Annotated in this window: 21 protein-coding genes; 9 read left to right on the forward strand and 12 right to left on the reverse strand. The window is 62.1% G+C overall.

Annotated features, from left to right (window positions below; all coding sequences use genetic code 11):
• Positions 1-102: 102 nt before the first annotated feature.
• From ACNHGR_RS01525 to ACNHGR_RS01565, 9 genes are all read left to right on the forward strand, one after another.
• Positions 103-501 carry a GIY-YIG nuclease family protein gene (locus tag ACNHGR_RS01525; protein WP_475283839.1) on the forward strand — a complete coding sequence of 133 codons (399 nt, stop codon included), beginning with the start codon at positions 103-105 and terminating at the stop codon, positions 499-501.
• Positions 501-737 carry a Lar family restriction alleviation protein gene (locus tag ACNHGR_RS01530; protein ID WP_475283840.1) on the forward strand — a complete coding sequence of 79 codons (237 nt, stop codon included), beginning with the start codon at positions 501-503 and terminating at the stop codon, positions 735-737. Before ACNHGR_RS01525 ends, ACNHGR_RS01530 begins: the two co-directional genes overlap by 1 nt.
• Entirely contained in the window at positions 734-1,252 is a 519-nt protein-coding gene (locus tag ACNHGR_RS01535; protein ID WP_475283841.1) for a DUF1643 domain-containing protein, read from the forward strand. The genes ACNHGR_RS01530 and ACNHGR_RS01535 overlap by 4 nt, the downstream gene beginning before the upstream one ends.
• A gap of 94 nt (positions 1,253-1,346) precedes the next feature.
• Entirely contained in the window at positions 1,347-2,009 is a 663-nt protein-coding gene (locus ACNHGR_RS01540) for a hypothetical protein (RefSeq protein WP_475283842.1), read from the forward strand.
• A gap of 29 nt (positions 2,010-2,038) precedes the next feature.
• Positions 2,039-2,380 (forward strand): DUF4326 domain-containing protein, encoded by a 342-nt coding sequence (locus tag ACNHGR_RS01545; RefSeq protein WP_475283843.1) that lies wholly within the window; start codon positions 2,039-2,041, stop codon positions 2,378-2,380.
• Complete coding sequence (locus ACNHGR_RS01550; protein ID WP_475283844.1) at positions 2,377-2,817, forward strand: hypothetical protein; 441 nt, start codon at positions 2,377-2,379, stop codon at positions 2,815-2,817. The genes ACNHGR_RS01545 and ACNHGR_RS01550 overlap by 4 nt, the downstream gene beginning before the upstream one ends.
• A 225-nt stretch (positions 2,818-3,042) precedes the next feature.
• A complete protein-coding gene (locus tag ACNHGR_RS01555) occupies positions 3,043-3,462 on the forward strand; it encodes a hypothetical protein (RefSeq protein WP_475283845.1) in 420 nt (139 codons plus the stop codon).
• Between the two features lies 1 nt (position 3,463).
• Complete coding sequence (locus tag ACNHGR_RS01560; protein ID WP_475283846.1) at positions 3,464-3,688, forward strand: hypothetical protein; 225 nt, start codon at positions 3,464-3,466, stop codon at positions 3,686-3,688.
• Positions 3,681-3,968, forward strand: a complete 288-nt coding sequence (locus ACNHGR_RS01565; RefSeq protein ID WP_475283847.1) for a hypothetical protein — start codon at positions 3,681-3,683, stop codon at positions 3,966-3,968. The genes ACNHGR_RS01560 and ACNHGR_RS01565 overlap by 8 nt, the downstream gene beginning before the upstream one ends.
• A gap of 349 nt (positions 3,969-4,317) precedes the next feature.
• Here ACNHGR_RS01565 and ACNHGR_RS01570 read toward each other — a convergent pair whose 3' ends face one another.
• The 12 genes from ACNHGR_RS01570 to ACNHGR_RS01625 form a co-directional block, all read right to left on the reverse strand.
• Positions 4,318-4,455, reverse strand: a complete 138-nt coding sequence (locus ACNHGR_RS01570) for a hypothetical protein (RefSeq protein WP_475283848.1) — start codon at positions 4,453-4,455, stop codon at positions 4,318-4,320.
• Between the two features lie 85 nt (positions 4,456-4,540).
• A complete protein-coding gene (locus tag ACNHGR_RS01575; RefSeq protein WP_475283849.1) occupies positions 4,541-4,786 on the reverse strand; it encodes a hypothetical protein in 246 nt (81 codons plus the stop codon).
• Positions 4,783-5,367: a glycoside hydrolase family 19 protein gene (locus tag ACNHGR_RS01580; protein ID WP_475283850.1), complete on the reverse strand. Its 585-nt coding sequence runs from the start codon at positions 5,365-5,367 to the stop codon at positions 4,783-4,785. Before ACNHGR_RS01580 ends, ACNHGR_RS01575 begins: the two co-directional genes overlap by 4 nt.
• The gene (locus ACNHGR_RS01585; protein WP_475283851.1) at positions 5,367-5,783 is read right to left on the reverse strand and encodes a hypothetical protein; all 417 of its coding nucleotides are present in this window, start codon (positions 5,781-5,783) and stop codon (positions 5,367-5,369) included. Before ACNHGR_RS01585 ends, ACNHGR_RS01580 begins: the two co-directional genes overlap by 1 nt.
• A 31-nt stretch (positions 5,784-5,814) precedes the next feature.
• Positions 5,815-6,642: a hypothetical protein gene (locus ACNHGR_RS01590; protein WP_475283852.1), complete on the reverse strand. Its 828-nt coding sequence runs from the start codon at positions 6,640-6,642 to the stop codon at positions 5,815-5,817.
• A 12-nt stretch (positions 6,643-6,654) separates the two neighbouring features.
• Positions 6,655-8,922 (reverse strand): hypothetical protein, encoded by a 2,268-nt coding sequence (locus ACNHGR_RS01595; protein WP_475283853.1) that lies wholly within the window; start codon positions 8,920-8,922, stop codon positions 6,655-6,657.
• Positions 8,919-9,266: a hypothetical protein gene (locus ACNHGR_RS01600; protein WP_475283854.1), complete on the reverse strand. Its 348-nt coding sequence runs from the start codon at positions 9,264-9,266 to the stop codon at positions 8,919-8,921. The genes ACNHGR_RS01595 and ACNHGR_RS01600 overlap by 4 nt, the downstream gene beginning before the upstream one ends.
• Complete coding sequence (locus tag ACNHGR_RS01605; protein WP_475283855.1) at positions 9,263-12,262, reverse strand: hypothetical protein; 3,000 nt, start codon at positions 12,260-12,262, stop codon at positions 9,263-9,265. The genes ACNHGR_RS01600 and ACNHGR_RS01605 overlap by 4 nt, the downstream gene beginning before the upstream one ends.
• A gap of 149 nt (positions 12,263-12,411) precedes the next feature.
• A complete protein-coding gene (locus ACNHGR_RS01610) occupies positions 12,412-12,579 on the reverse strand; it encodes a hypothetical protein (protein WP_475283856.1) in 168 nt (55 codons plus the stop codon).
• Positions 12,576-14,699 (reverse strand): phage tail protein, encoded by a 2,124-nt coding sequence (locus ACNHGR_RS01615; protein ID WP_475283857.1) that lies wholly within the window; start codon positions 14,697-14,699, stop codon positions 12,576-12,578. The genes ACNHGR_RS01610 and ACNHGR_RS01615 overlap by 4 nt, the downstream gene beginning before the upstream one ends.
• Positions 14,686-15,081 carry a DUF6950 family protein gene (locus ACNHGR_RS01620; RefSeq protein ID WP_475283858.1) on the reverse strand — a complete coding sequence of 132 codons (396 nt, stop codon included), beginning with the start codon at positions 15,079-15,081 and terminating at the stop codon, positions 14,686-14,688. The genes ACNHGR_RS01615 and ACNHGR_RS01620 overlap by 14 nt, the downstream gene beginning before the upstream one ends.
• Positions 15,078-15,737: a hypothetical protein gene (locus tag ACNHGR_RS01625; protein ID WP_475283859.1), complete on the reverse strand. Its 660-nt coding sequence runs from the start codon at positions 15,735-15,737 to the stop codon at positions 15,078-15,080. Before ACNHGR_RS01625 ends, ACNHGR_RS01620 begins: the two co-directional genes overlap by 4 nt.
• Positions 15,738-15,810 lie beyond the last annotated feature (73 nt).

Raw genomic sequence — 15,810 nt, forward strand, 5'->3', positions numbered from 1 at the left:
TGGTAGCGGAGGAGGGACTTGAACCCCCGACACGCGGATTATGATACAGGCAGTTAGCGGCTTGATTCAACGGGTTATTTGTAAACCCTATGGAGATAGGCCGTGGAGAATCAAATACCTGCGGGTAGCGATGTAAACCAATTGTATGCCTCCTTCTACCCCATGATGGAGGAGCAATATGGCGATGGCGGGCGGAAAATTGTGGACGCCTATGCCGACAGTGACGCTTTGCAGCATGCCGGTTGCTCGGTCTACTTCATGGCCCGCAAGTCGGATGGCGCGATCAAGATCGGATATGCGGCCAACGTCAAGAACCGCCGCCGCATGCTCGAAAAGCAGCATTCAACCCCCGTAGAAGTGCTTACGACCGTCGATGGTGGACTTGGTCTGGAGCGGCTCTATCAGGCGCGATTTGACGTCCACCGCCTCCACGGCGAATGGTTCACCCGATGCCCTGAAATCCTTGCGGAAATCGACAGGTTGAACGGGGAGGCCGCATAATGGCTGACGAATCAGGCGGAATCACTCTGAAACCCTGCCCATTTTGCGGCGGCCGGAAATTCCACACCAACACCCGCGCCAAGGGCTACTTCCTCAAGAAGCAGATGGAGCGCGAGAAGCGCGACACGTCGAACTATCTCGTCCGCTGCACCAAGTGCGGGGCGAAGGGGCCGTTAAAGCATAGCGCTTCTGAGGCGGCGATAGCGTGGAATGAGCGGAATGGAGAGGCGGCATGAGCGCGATCGTCTCCGCTTGCGGGCTGTACCGCTACCGCCTTGAGCGCCCCGGCGTAGACGATTGGTCTACAGCTATAATCATGGTCAACCCGTCAACGGCCGATGCAGTCGAGAACGATGCGACCATCCGCAAGCTGATGGGATTCGGCAATCGCAACAGGTGGGGCCGTATCATAATCGGAAATCTCTTCGCCTACCGCGCCACAGACGTTCGCGATTTAGGCAAGGCTGTCGATCCTGTCGGGCCTGAGAACGACGATCATCTTATTCGCATCCTCGCTGAGTGCGATCAGGTGATTTGCGCCTGGGGGCCTCTCAGCAAGCAGCCGAAACGATGGCGCGGCCGATACCTTGATGTTCTTGGCCTCATTCATGGCGCTGGCCTAGATCCTATGTCCATCGGCGAGCCGGCCAAGTGCGGGCATCCGAAGCACCCTCTGATGCTGCCGTACTCGCTGCCTATTCAGAGGTGGATGCGCCCGCTCACCTCTCGCGGGGAGGCTGGCCGTGGGTGAGATCCCAAGAATTGTTTGTCGCTTCTCATGTGGCGCAGCGTCCGCAGTAGCTACCAAACTAGCTCTCGCAAAATATGGTCAGACGCATGACGTCGTGATCCACTACAGCGACACCCGCTCAGAGCATCCCGACAATGAACGGTTCTTGACCGAGTGCGAGCGGTGGTTTGGTCGTCCGGTCACGCGCCTGACCTCCGAACGCTATCACGACGTATGGGACGTGTGGACCCGACGCCGGATGCTAGTGTCTGGTCGTACCGGGTTTGCTCCATGCACCGAAGAGTTGAAACGCATGACCGCTGAGATGGCGCAGCGTCCCGGCGACACAATTGTCATGGGCTATACGAGCGAAGAAAAGCACCGGTTTGACCGGGTTCGGAAGCGCAACCCAGGTGAGACAATCGAAGCGCCATTGATTGATGGGCGGCTTGGAAAATCGGATTGCCTTGCAATAGTTCAGCGTGCGGGGATCGCCCTGCCCGAAATGTACGCGCTCGGCTTCAAAAACAACAACTGTCTTGGATGTCCGCGCGGCGGCATGGGCTACTGGAATAACGCTCGTCGCCACTTCCCACATGTGTTCGCTCGCATGGCCGCCCTTGAGCGCGATTTGGGCATGGCGATCATCCCAGATGGCAAGGGCGGTAAGCGCGTTTTTCTGGACGAGTTGGACCCAAATCGCGGGGATGCGGCGACCGAGCCGGAAATCGAATGTTCTATCATGTGCGCGTTGGCCGAAGAAGAAATGGCCGCATGACCCCACCCACCTCAAAGAAGGCACAGCCCATGTCCAGTGAGAAGCCAATCCGCGTCCAGCTTCGGCGCACGAAGGGCTGGAGGATGCCGGCAAACACCGTGAAGGTGGATCGGACGACGAAGTGGGGGAATCCGTTCGTGATTGGCGGCGGCCCAATGGGGCGCCACGCTCTCGACCATGAAGGCGCGGTTGGTTTCTTCCGGCAGATGCTTGCCGACCTGGAACTGCGCGCGGCCGCTGGCTATCCAGATGACCTATCCCCTTTGCGCGGCAAGAACCTCGCTTGCTGGTGCGGCGGGCCGCATTGCCACGCCGACGTCCTGCTGGAGATCGCCAACCAGTCCCCCACCGATAAGGGAGAGGGGCGGTGAGCGACTGGCCCGAAATCGAGTACGAAGAGTGCTATCCGGTCGATGAGGATTTCGTCGCTTGGGGCAATGTCTCGTCGCCGCGACTGGACATGAAGCTGGCTGGCGAATGGCTTCTCCGCGAACTGCCTCGCGCTGCTGAAAATATGTGCTGCTCCTGCCGGGTGCGGAAAGGCAAGGGCATCACTGGTGAGCCTGTCCTGCTGATCGAGTTCAGCACAAGCGGATGGTCGGGCGCGGAATCGATCATCGCCCTTATCAACCGCCGCGTCGATCTGCGTCACCACATGCTGAGTTGGAGGCGGGGCGGGCACTATGTTTTCGAGGTGCCGCCTCCTGAAACCCCGGCCCGCTCGATATCGGAAATCCGCAAGCAGGCATGGGCGACCCGTCGCGCAAAATATGGCGAGAGCGGGCATCGGGGGAGTTATGCGCGGTGAGGAAACCAGACCCTACCGATGACGATATCATTCGCGCCATGACGGCGCACGGATCGCGGGCGATGACTTATGTGATCCGAAACGTCCTATGGATGGACGGCTTTCGTAGAGAGACGCCATGGATACGCCGCCAGTTGGAGCGGCTAGAGCGCGCTGGCCGCGTCCGCCGCGTCCCGACCTCATACGCAGTTCAAATATGCTGGGCAGTCGTGAAGGAACCCACCCATGACCAAGACTGACCTAATCGAACTGGCTGATCGAGTGGAGGCGCTGGAGGGGGCTGATCGGGAGGTGGATGCGCTCATCTGGTGCGCCATCCATGGCAAGCGCTATAAGGGCCATTTTCAGGCCTACGGATCGCAGGAAACGCAGGTGGAATTTACCGAGCCACCGAAGCGCACTCAGGTGGTGAGCGATGGCCGGAATTTACCCCACGCGCCGCAATGGACAGCCTCGCTCGACGCAGCCATGACGCTGGTGCCTGACCCCGGGAAATGGTCGGTCACCGCTGGGCATCAGGGCGACTGGCAGGCTTGCTGCTGGTTCGACGGGCAAGGATTTCTGGACTGGAGATCATCTGCCACCCCCGCACTCGCCCTATGCGCCGCTGCACTCCGCGCTCGCGCAAGCATGGGGGAGGGGTGATATGGAGGACATTGCGGCCATAGCGGCTGGGCTGACTGAAAGTGAAAGGTCGGCCCTTCTTAACGCAAAACGTAGAGGTTATGGATGGCCTGCCGAAAACCTTTATCAGCAGGGGAGTGAGGCAACCAGTCAAAAGCTTGCAAAGAAAAAATTAACGCACCGGATGAGCCTAACCCCACTCGGCCAGCAAGTCCGCTCTTACCTAATGGATAATCAAGATGGATGATAAGCTGATCGAAAGGGTAGCGCGGGCGATTGCGCGGGAAGCCGCGGCGGACTACGATAGTTTTGGCGGCGACGGTAAAAAGCCTTGGCGAGAATTCCGGCAGCAGGCCAAAGCTGCCCTAGAAGCCGCTGGCGTGTCGGGTCTGCTTGAGGGGTTGGAGGCGATAATTGGCATGGATAGCCAGATTGTCGCGCCCGCCAATAGGGAACGGTATATTGAGTACGGCCCCATAGCCATATGCGCCCGCACCGCACTAGCAAAGGCTCTAGGTGATGAGTGACAGGCTGAACGAACTGCTTGAGCGCGGCCGCGCAGGCTGGCCAAGGAGTGCAAGGCAGCTCGTTAGCCCTTGACCGACTCGCGAACAATACGCGAACAATCAGCATGCCACCCGACGCATCCCGCCTCATAGCCTACGCTGATTCTCGCAAGATGGCGTGGATGTGGCGCTACCGGAAGAATGGCGACCAGTGGGAGGCGCAGGCCCAGCTTATTTGGGGTGGCGACCGATCTATTCATCAGGCGATGGGCGATAACCCGCAAGCCGCCGTTGACGCGGCTATAGAACTGGCGATTTCATCGAAGGAATCGACGCGGTATACGCATGTTGGGATCTACCATGGCGGGACTTAGCGCACCGCCATCGGACAAATCCGCGCCATGATGACCGTAGCCGCCTGAGCAGCCGCGCGGGCGTTGTCGCAGGTGGCGAGGTTGTGCGCGCAGCCGGTGAGCAGGACAAAGGCGAGGGGGAGAAGGCGGGTCATGCGATCTGCTTCCAGATAGCGCAGGCAGCAATGACGAGGGCGCCGATCACGGTTGCGGCACCCATCACGAATCCGGCGATGAAGATCATGGCTGCTCCTCCACCGGCGTTGCAGGCGGGGTCGCATTGGCAAGGCTCTGGCCCATCCTGTCCAGACTGCGTTGCTGCCAGCGTTCCTTGATCGCGTTGATGATGGCCATCAGGATCGCGGTCCATGCAGACGCCTCGCCTGCGCTGTTATCGCGGATTGCGAGGCCCATGAGGATCATCACGCCGATAGCGATGATGCCTAGCAGGACGATCTCTGAAAAGTGGTCGCTGGGGGCGTTCATCCGATCAACCCCTTAATGATAGCCAGCCGAGACTTTCGATCAGCCAGGCCGTTGGTCCCGCCGTTGATCCGACGCGTGATCCCGTCGACATCGTCCTTGTCGGCAAAGGCGTTGAGTTGGCGGTTACCCCAGAACAGGCAAGCCAAGTGCAGGCCGATCGATGGATTCGCGGCCAGTTCAGGATGGCGGATAAGGTCGATGCCGATCAGGCGGCCGAAGAACAGGTAATTGTTGCGCCCGGTGATCTGGATAGGCCCACGCCCCTTGAACAGCTTGCCGTCGCCGACCTGCGTGTTACCAAGGTCCGCGCGCCCCTCATATGCCGCCCCGCTGGCGATCTCCTCCATATATTTGAAGGAGCCGCTTTCGTGGCCGACCTGCGCCATGAAGTGCGCCAGCCTCAGCTTGCTATCCATGATGCCGAAAGCTGGGAAATGGATGGCAGCGGATATTGCCAGTTCCTCTGCCCGGTCCTGCGCAGCACCGAGGCGGCGGAACAGGGCAGTGAAGGTCAGGCGGGCCGGTGCGTTGTCCTGGACCACGCCGAGTTCGCCTTGCAGCTTGCGCCAGTCTACGGTCATCACTCGCCTCCCATGGGCCGCTTGCCGACCGCGATGTCCTGAAGCGTCCGATTGGCGCTGAGTTCGGTCTGGACCTCCTCGCGGATCAAAGCCTTGCGGCGGATGACCTCATCGGCCATCATTGCGTCGACGCCCCGGATGAAGCGGTCAGTATAGAGCTTGACCAAGCGATCAGCCCCGACCGTTGCCGCTGCGGTGACGAGAGCAGCGCCTTCGCCATGCACGCCGGCCTGATTGACCAGCCAGTAAGCGATCAGGGCAACCATCGGCAGAAGCAGCACATCCGCCAGAACCAGCACCCCCTTAATCTGCACTCCGCGTTTGATTAGAAGCGCATATTTTGCCGCCAGCCCGAACGTCAGGCCGATCAGTATCCAGCCATATTTCGCGATGGCCGCCTCACCCCATGGCGTCATCGCCGCTGCTCCCTGTTGTGTATGCATTTGCTTAGGTCTGCGGACAGAGCGCGCGCATGGCCATGGCGGCGTTCATGATGGCTTCGCAGGCGCCGGGCGTGTCGGGCAGGTAGCCCAGCCAGCCGACGATGAGGGCGATGTCCATGTCTGCCGAGAACTGGTCGTCAGCGAAGCCGCCAAGCCGGAAGTTCGGCGACTGCGACGGGACGCCCACCGCCATCGTGAACTCATCGCTCACGGTCAGGCTGTTGCAGAACATCTGCGACTTGCGATCGGATGCCCGGTTGCAGAACATCGCCGCTGACCATTGGCCCACCGGCGCGACCGAGTTAGCGCCGGGGTGGCGGTCGCCGGAGCCATGCTGCATGACGAGCTGGCTGCTGGTGTTCTGGTAGAAGCCCACGATGCTGGGGGTGCTTGTGCCCTGCCCAAGGATGCCGTTGGCGCCGCTGATGTTGGTCGGCCGGAAGATCGTCAGGAAGCTGTAGCCCGGCGCGTTCAACAGGTCGCCGTTCGCGGGCGCCACCATCTGAAGGCCTTCCTTCAGGTGCCCTGTGCCAGCGCGATTGCAGTTCCAGAAGCCCAGCTTCGAAGTGGTCGGATCAACGCGTGTCGTCGTCGCGCTGGCGGCGGGCAGGGTGTAATATTTCCGATCGTCCAGCCCGTCCTGATCTGCGATCGGATCGCCAGCAGCGCCGAGCGGGCGGCGGCCCGGCTGCGCCCACATGTAGAGCAAGTCGGCACGCGCCGCGCAAATCGCTTCCTCCAGCGCAAATGCGGTCTGCGGAAGGGCGGGCGCTCCCGGCACGGCCACGCCGCCAGCCAGCACGGTTTCGATATGAGCAAGGTCAAAGGCCATGTCGGTCAGTCCTTAAACGAGGGCAATTTCTTGCTGGATCGGCCAGCCGGAAATGATCTGGCCCGTGACGGGGCAGAGCCATTCGGAGTCATCGCGGATGTTGATACGCGCGCCGGCCGCGTCAGGTGGCGGGTTCACACTGCCGACAAGGCCAAGCCGCACCTTCGGATGGAGCGGGAGGCCGGTCGCGGCATGGGTGATGGTCAGGGTTGCGCCGGAAACCGACAGGCCCGTAATGGCGACCGGGCCGTTATCATCGACCATAGAGACGCCTTTCCAGCCATCCGCCATGTCGGGGATGGTCGTCGTGTCGAATTTCATGTTCCCGGTGCCGCCCGAGAAGGTGACGGTGGTGGTCGTACCGATCGTCAGGACCGCCGCTCCATCTGGCACATAGGGTTCGCTGTAGATCCCGGCGGTATCGACCAGCCGCCCGATCGCATAGGCCGTGGCGGACCCGAGCGGGAAATAGGTTTCCGGCAGCAGGTGCGTGTCGAGATCGTGGCCCGGCAGCATGGGGTAGACGGGAACGCCCACAGCCAGCCCGGCGCGGATGAGGTCCGCCTGCGCCAGCGTGGACATGCCAGTATTGCCGCTCGGGCGTTGCTCCGTCTGCTGGATGATCGCGCCTAGCCAGTTCGCGCTAAGGGCCTGCGTCTTGGCTTTCAGGCCATCGGTGATCGCTTGCCACTGACTCTTCCATGTCGCCGCCGACGTGCTGCCATTGTCCGCCTCGCCCTGGTTGCTGACCGAGACGACATTGAGCGTTAGCCCGAGGCGATCGGCCTGCGCCTTCGCGGCATCGATGACGGCTTCAAGCGACTGGTAATGCTCACTTGCTGCCCGGATGAGGATCGGATTGCCATTGCCGTCCAGGACGAGGTTGCCAGATCCGTCCTTCTGATACTCAGCCGGCGTGAAATCGATCAGCTTGGTGCCGCCGGTGCCTACGATGCAGCCGAGCACATTGGACAGGGGGTGAAGGTGCTGCCCGATCAGGGACAGGGCACAGCTTTCCGCGCTGGTCTGGGCGAAGACGCGATTGCCCATATGGCCGGCGCCGCGCATCGGCACGATCCGCTGCAACTGGATCGGATCGATGACATGATCCTTGTTGCTGCCCTCAGGGATCAGCTGGAACGGGCGCGGGCCACGCTCCAGCCCGTCGATCGCGCGCCCGTCGAACTGCCATGCGCGTTCGCCCACATTGTCGCGCCACGTCGGGCCGATGCGGGCTGCATTGCTTTCGGCATAGCCCTGCGCAAGGCTCTGGCCCCAGATGATGACAAGGATCAGTTGCAGGCCAGCATTGGCCCATAGCGTCACCGTGCGCCACCGCGTGCGCTGCTGGACCCCGCGCCGCATGACAAAGGCATAGCCATTGCCGCCCGCGATCAGGGTTGCCGGATAAGGGCCGCCTGTTACCGGCGCCATCACCGCATCCGTGCGCTCAACCCAAATCTGCGGCCGAACCATCCCAGTCACGGTCCCGGCAACTGGGATGGTGACCGGAACGCCGGCAAGGAAATCGTCCGTCGCCCCGAAGCGAAGCTGCATGGCATCGGCAATGCGCGTCACCACGCCGCCTGAGACTGATGCGGCGCCGCGCCCGATCTTGGGCACAGCGTAGAATTTCGGCGTCAGATCGGTGAATAGCTGCCCGCCTGAGGCGATGGCGCTGCGATCAAGGCGCCCGATCTTGGGCACCTTGAACCCCGTCCGCGCCCTCACATCGGTGACGACCTGCGCGCCGGGAATCTGGAGCGTCTCTTTCGTCGCGCTGCCGGCGCCCTTGGTGTAGAGGTCCAGCCCCAGTCCATCAGCGGAAGGCACATAGAATTGGCGGCCGATCGGCAAGGCGGTATCCGCCTGCGCCTCCGCAACGGTCTTGTACGTACCATAGGCCGAAGCGCCGGCAGCGAACGCGCCCGCCTGGTTGCGATAGCCCAGCGCCTGCGCCTCGGAATTGCCGCTGGCATCTGCTGCATCTTCCGAGCGACCGGCGGCGGCAAGCGCACTGTCAGCCGCTACGCCCGCAGCCGCTGCGAATGGTCCCGCCGCTTCTGCGCCAGCTTCCGCCCCGGCCTCTGCGCCCGCCGCGCGCCCTTCCTCGGAAAGGAACTCAACCATCGCGGGTACGGTCGGATCGGAGATATAGGGCAGGCCCGTGTCAGGGTTGATCGTGTCGGCCATACCCCGCCAAGCCGACTTGCCCGATGGCCCGACGATCTGGTTCAGAAAATGGCCGTCGCGGCTGGCCCATTGGAGATAGATGGTCATGCAGGCCTCCGCGTGACGGCTTCGGTGATTTCAAGACAGGCGGGCGGGCTGATCTGCGGCTCACCGCCGATCACCATGCGCAGGTCCACCGCGTACCAGCCCAAGGCGAGGGCGCTGGTATCGGTGAAGGTCAGCAGCCACCCGGCATTGTCGTCGCGCTCTTCGACCGTGAAGCTGCCGACCAGAGGCATGTCCTCGGTAATGGCGGACGGTTTGAAGCCTGTTGCGCGAAGATCGGCCTCGATGAGATCGATGTCAGCCAGCGTCTCGCCATCGGTTGCTGAGAAGTCGATTGCGAGGCGGATGACGCCCCCCCGTGGATATTCGCCCCCGAACTCGATCACGGCGCGACCTCCAGCGTTTCGAGGCCCGCGCCAAGCGACGGGCGGACCACTTTGAGGATGCCGGTTCCATCGGTGCGCCCCGATACGACATAGCCGGGATTGGCGGGCGAGATTCCGAACCGTTCGAACAGGTTGATGGTCGCGCCGCCGATGCGCAGCACATCGCCAAGGATGATCCAGCCCCGGTTCTTGACCCGCCCGAACTTGCCCGGCCTGATGTCCTCCAGCGCCACGCCAGCGAACCGGTCGAAGGGGTCGGCGGAGGTCATGGGCCGCACGGTGCGGATTTCGCTATCGTAGGCCAGCGCCATCCGCCGCAGGATCGTCGTCCCGGTGCTGTTCTTCATCTGCCGCTCTTCGTCGGCGAACAGCGGGCGATAGAGTTCGCCCGACGCATATTCCGAAGCGGTCGCCGTGCTGCCCAGCGCGCCATTGATGATCGCGAGAATGGCCGCGTTGGTCATGGCCGTGTAATTGTCGTTCAGGGTGATGTTGACCGCCGCCATGGCATCAATCTGAACCGTGAGCGTGACCGGCGATCCACTGCGGTTGCCGAGGCGCTTGCCCAGCGACGTGATGAACAGGTCGGACTCCGGCCCGACGGGCTGCGTTTCCTGAATGTCCGCCCAACCATAGGCATAGCCAGCCAGCCCCACATCGCCATCGACACGGGTGACGCCTGCGGTTCCGGTCTTGCCGAACAGGATCGGTGCCGCCGTGCCGCTGATCGCGACCTTGGACGCTGCGCCGGTCGTGGCGGACGTGATGCGAAGCGCGCGACCAGGGTCGCGGATACGGAACGCCGCCGGGCTGTTGCCCGATCCGGTCAGTTCCCAGCAGCGATGATCGGCGGGCTGATCTTCCAGTGCGTCGGGTAGCCAAGGCTGCACGTCCATGGAGATTTCGCCCGATAGCGGCGCATTGCGGAGGATGGCCTTGTTCATGACCATTGAGCCGATGCTTTCCAGCCGGAAGCACCAGTCTGCGTTGTTGACGCCGGTTAGCGGCCCGCCGTCCCATTCGACGGTGGCGGCGTTGGCGAAATCGATCTGGTCATGCGCGGAGAAGGCTGCTCGCCGTCCTTTTGCCCGGCAATCGATGAAGCCGAAATAGGAGCCTGACGTTGCGCCGATCGCGATAGCGTGCTGCGAGGGCCAGACGGAAATGCCGTGATAGGCGTCGGCCGCATCATTGCCGCGATGCTCGACCTCGACTTCCCGCCACAGCAGCCAGACATCATCCTTGAACCGGACACTATCGATATGCGCGGCATAGCGCTCGTTTTCTGACGCGATCGTCAGCTTTTCGAGATACTGGTTGCCGTTGAAATCGACCGTGCTGGTTTCGCGGATCGTGTCTACGTCGGTGTTCGCCGGCAGCGATCCGTCGATGGTGGTGCGGCCCATGCCTTTGCCGCGCAGAACAATCCAAGCGCCATCCTGCCCCGACCCGATCAGGCCAAGGCTGCGCTCATAATAGGTCTTGTCGTCCAGCTCGACCACAGCGAGCGCGCCGGGGCTTGCCAGAGCGGTCGCCTGCTCCAGAGCAAGCGCGATGCTCGCATAGTCGGAAGCCTGCACGATCGCGCCGACCCGCTTGCCGGTCCCGGTCAGCGTGGCAATGGCCTGCTCCACCGCCGCCGCCCGCGTCAGTTCGTCACCCAACAGCGCGGTGCTGGCGGCCTCCTGCACGGTGTCAGACTCGTTGCGGTAATAGCCGATGATGGCATCGGTCAGGACGATCGTCTCATCAGCAACCGCGTCTGTGGCGTCGTTCAGCAGCAGATAGGGGCGCAAGTCGTCCAGCGTGGCCCCGGTGGGGACGAGGCAGGTGAAATAGACCTTCTGCCGCGCCGGGGCGATCAGGCTGTCACTGACATTGGAGGTGACGATGGGCGTGACGTTCAGCCTCGTGTCGCGCACCTGCATGTTGAGCGTGTGCGCCCGCGCCCAGCCAGTCGGGACATCGAAAGCCAGCAGAATGAAGGGCTGCTTGCCGACCAGCATCTTGCGCAGGCGACCAGTGAGAGGGAGGCGCCATTGGAGGATCGTGCCCTGACCATTTTCGCCCACGGGGATCGTCGCGCCGACAAGCCGCCCCGTTTCATCGGCCACAGCCAGCGCGCCGTTGTCGAGCTGGAACGCAGGCACGATCTTGTCGAAGATGTTGGCAGCAGGGGCCAGCGCGGACAGCCGGGCCTCCAGCGCAAGGTCTGATCCGGTAAGGCCGGTGAGCGCAGGCATGTCGATGACATCCCAGCTTACCGACGTGACCGCAAACGAGCGCACTGCCTCGGTTGCCGTGTTCGCGCCGACTTGCATGGTGGGACCAACAAGCCGCTCGTCGCCGGTCATGACATAGGTGAAATCGCGCGTCAGTTCGGTGCCGACCTGGGTAGCGGGGAGGGCGGTTCCTTCGTTCGAATCCGTCGTGCCGTTCTGGCGATCGACGCGCACGGCATTGCCGCCGAAAGGCGTGGCCGCGAGATAGCCGGCCGTCGCGTTGGCCTTTGCCCGGATGCGGATTGTCGCGCCGGTCAGCAGCTTGGCAACGTCCGCGTCGAAGGGGATGCGCGGGATCACGTTGGAGCCGGCGCCGGTCTGGCCTGCCGGGATGGAAACCCCTACCGGGCGACCGCCTGAGGTGATGATCGACGCGCCACCGCTGGTAGAGGAGAGGGAAGAGGTTTCCGGTAGCTTTTCGCCGGAGCCGAGGCGGATTGATTCCGCAAGATCGGACGCCGCCGCCGCCTCATCCATGGCCTGCTCAAATAGAGCTAGGACGCTCGCGGAAGAGGGCAGTGAAATGCCCAAGTCCTGCGCCACACCCGCATTGTTCTTGTAGATGCCGACGAACGTGTTGGTCCCGTCGCCTTTGACCAGAAACAGTTCGCCATTGGTCGTCGCTGCGATGCCCGCTGCCGTCGTCTCATAGATGCCTTGAGCAAAGCCAGAGGTGACGAGAAGATCATAGAGCGCAGCGAATGCGGCAAACACGCCCTCGCGAGAAGGCTTGGTCGTCGGGGATGGCGGGTTTCCGAAAAGTGCGTCCCTGAGAATGTCTATTGCGCTCACAACGTCACCTTTGAAACGATATGTCCAAGACATACCGAATGACGCAATATTAGACAAGCGCGTTGAAATATTCACATAGTGTGAGGGGCGCTTTGTTCCACGGAATTTCCATCGGTGGGGGTGGCTGGCGCATTTGCCCGATAGGTGCCGGGCGTAGAAGGGTCGGCGCCCTCAACCGGCTCCAGCTTTCCGTCTCTCTTGACCACCGCGCCGATCACCGGATTGGCGATGGCGCTCATGTGACGGTCGCGCTGACCGGGCCGGATTCCACTGCTTCCAGCGCCGCGCCATCTGTCGCGACATTCCAATAATACCAGACCCCCGGCGCGACCGTATCGGTGATGGACTGGACCTGCCCCACGCCCCCGCCGAAGCTGTCCACGATCTTTGTCGCAGCACTGAAAACCGATGTAGAGCCGCGCCATATGTCGGAGGAGAAGAACCGCAGGTCGTTCGGGTTCTTCCATGCGAACACGGCTTGGCCAACATCCCCTTCTGCTGTCAGGTTGGTCGACGGAGGCAGCGCGCTTGCCACTGACAGGGCGGCATACTCCCATGCCGGGCCGCGACCAGAAGTCACGACATAGCGGTAGCGAACCGTATAATCGCCATCAGGAAGGGTGGAGCTGACCGCCGTATTGATGTTGATCGCCAGCGGTTGCCATGGGTCATTCTCGCCGCCGGTTATCTCGGAGGTGAGGATATATTCCGCGACATAGGTGGCATCATCACGGGGCAGCGCCGGAAAGTCGATCTTGATCGTACCGTCTGAGAAATATACGTTTTCGCCGGTGATTGCGGGGAATGACACCGTGCCTTCGCTTCCGTCCACCACCGGCTTGGGCTGCTCCTCGCCGGGGAGGAGTGTCCAGCGCGTCGGGCTGACGGGGACCGCACCGAAGCCAGTGAAGATGCCGGCGCTGTCCAGTTCGACGGGGGTGGCGATCTCATAGTCGCCCGCGAACGTGTTATCATAATTGATCGTGACGATGCGCTCCTGCCGGGCGCGCAGGCCGCGCAGGTTGACGGTAGGGCCGATCTTGTGGCGGGGCTGCGAGCGCATGCCGATCGCCTTCGCCAGTCGCATCGCCTGATTGTGGTTCTGGCAGGCCTGAATTTCTACGGTCAGGAATTTAGGGGTGGTCAGCGGGTCGTAATAGAGCGGGTTGATCCATGCCGCCGATGGCTGGACCGTGAAGTTGGCGTCAGGCTCCATATATTTGACGATGACGCCCTGGGTTTCGCTCTCACCGTCCTGTGCCTCCATACTCGACATGGCCATGATGTCGCGGTTGCGGGAGAAGGAAAGGGTGGGCGCCTCCCAATGGCCAACGCGGACCCACCACTTGCCGTCTTCGTCAAAGACGATCTGGCCGTCGCAGGCTGTCAGCATTTCCTTTTCAGCATCGACCCGGCGCTTACTGTCCACGATCGCTACCCCAGCCTCATAGCGGGGCTGGTCGCCTTCGATGCCGGTAACGACCTGATCGCAGATGTCCGCCTGTTCGGCGATGCGATCCCAATTGACCGAGTTTTCCGGCTTGTTGCGGCCAAATTTGTGCGTGCGAAACCATGCGCAAATCAGCGCGGCGTTGCGGCTAGGCTTGTAGGTGGTCCGATCGCCAAGGACTTGGGTTTCATCGCGCGGGTCATAGACGTTCGCCCAATCTCCGATGACGCTGACCGCCGGCTCGCCCAGCCCGAATGGACCGCGCCACCGGTAGATTTTATGGCGATGCTCGATCGCCAGCGCGTCCATGCAAATGACGCTATAGGTCGTGCCAACAAGCAAATGCTGGTCGGCCGTCCACTGCGGTAGGGCTGCTGTAAGCTGAGAAATGCCGGGCGGGACCGGGTTCGTTTCGCTATAGGTCGTCGTCCAGATGCGCACGTAGCCCCGGCCCTCGCCATCAACTTCGGCAGGGTCTTTGTCCTTATTGGTCTTGAGGCGGAAATCGGCCTGCTGGACATAGCGATCCGCGCCGACAGTCACAGCGTCATCATCAAGACAGTAGGAGTAGCCGGGATGTAGGATTTCGTCGCTATGGACGATGATGTACCAGAAGCGACCGTCTGCATCGAACTCACCGAACAGCGCGCCGCCGCCCGACCGCGCGCGCCCGGCATTCAGCCACCGTGGCGGGTCAGATATGCGCACATTGGTCTTGCCCGCCTCGATATCCGGCGCGCGCTTGGCTCCCAGCAATGTGGCTTGGATCAGATATGTGCCGGCGACGACGATTGCCGCGCCGATCGCAGCCCCCAAGAAGCTGGGGCCGATGAACATCCCGAGCTGCGGCGCGAAATAGATAAGGGCCGCCAGCGCGACATAGCCGACGATTTTCTTAACTACGCCCACGCCATACCCCTCTCCATTGGATGAGGCGCAAAGGGGCCTCTATGACACCACGTTCAAGGCGGGCCGCAACGCTATCGCCGGTGCAAAGGCCCGCGATCAGTTCGTTCTCGCCGTAGCGAAGGCCGACAGCGTCCCCCCTGCGCGGGTTCCCATCCACAGGCACCGCACCCATCAGGGCCATCGCACAGCCGAAACCGCCAAGGTCCGTCAGCACGCGAGACGCCTCATCTTCGCTTGAGTAGGTTCCTGCATAGGCTGGCGCTGCATCCGGCAACCCGGTCAGCGCGAAGTACCGCGCCAGAGATAGCAGGCAGTCCGTCTTGCCCCACACGAAGGCGGTACGGCGCCACTCGCGGAGCGTTTCGTCTACTGCGTCCATCATGGCACCTGATATGTGCGGTTAGCGAGCAGGGCCAGGAACTCGGACCCTCGATCTACCGGAACGCCAAGCTGGGCAGCGCGGCGCTTCTGCATCGTGTCCGCATAAGTCCGGTCAGGCGTTTCGCTGCGGCCATGGTTGTTGTCCTTGGCCACGATCGAAACGGTATAGGTCTTGACGATGGCCCCGGATTCCCCCCGGTCGATCCCTTCCGAGAATTTCGGGCTGAACATCGTCATCGTCTTATAGAAGGATAGCGGGGTGCTTGGCCGCAGCCCTTCGCCCTCTATGAACAGCACAAGGTAGCACGTCAGGGCGCGGCCAAAAACCTTATCCTGATTGTCCTTCAATTCGTTGTAGAGCCTCAGCGTCTCCCCATCGGGCAGGGCGGGGATGTTGAGCGAGAAGTTATAGGTCAGGCTGGTTGCGTCCCGGCCATCTTGCAGGGGTGGCGTCTTGTGCAGATTGCCGCCATCGGCGTTGATGGTGCCTAGCCACTCATTGCCTTCGGAGTCGATGAAGTCGCCCTGACCATCCCATAGCCTGACAGGCTCATCCTTAAAGTCGTACAGCCAGCACTTGCGGACGGTCGCCACGATATCGGTCAGGTCGTCGGCGGCGCCGAGGATTACGTCTATCTGGTCGTAGAAGGCGCTCATGGGTTCGGAGATTACCGAACGCTGGGTTTGTACGCAATATCTGTGCGATGCTGCGCATGATTAGTTCAATGGA

It is taken from the genome of Sphingobium sp. RS1 (assembly GCF_056156825.1).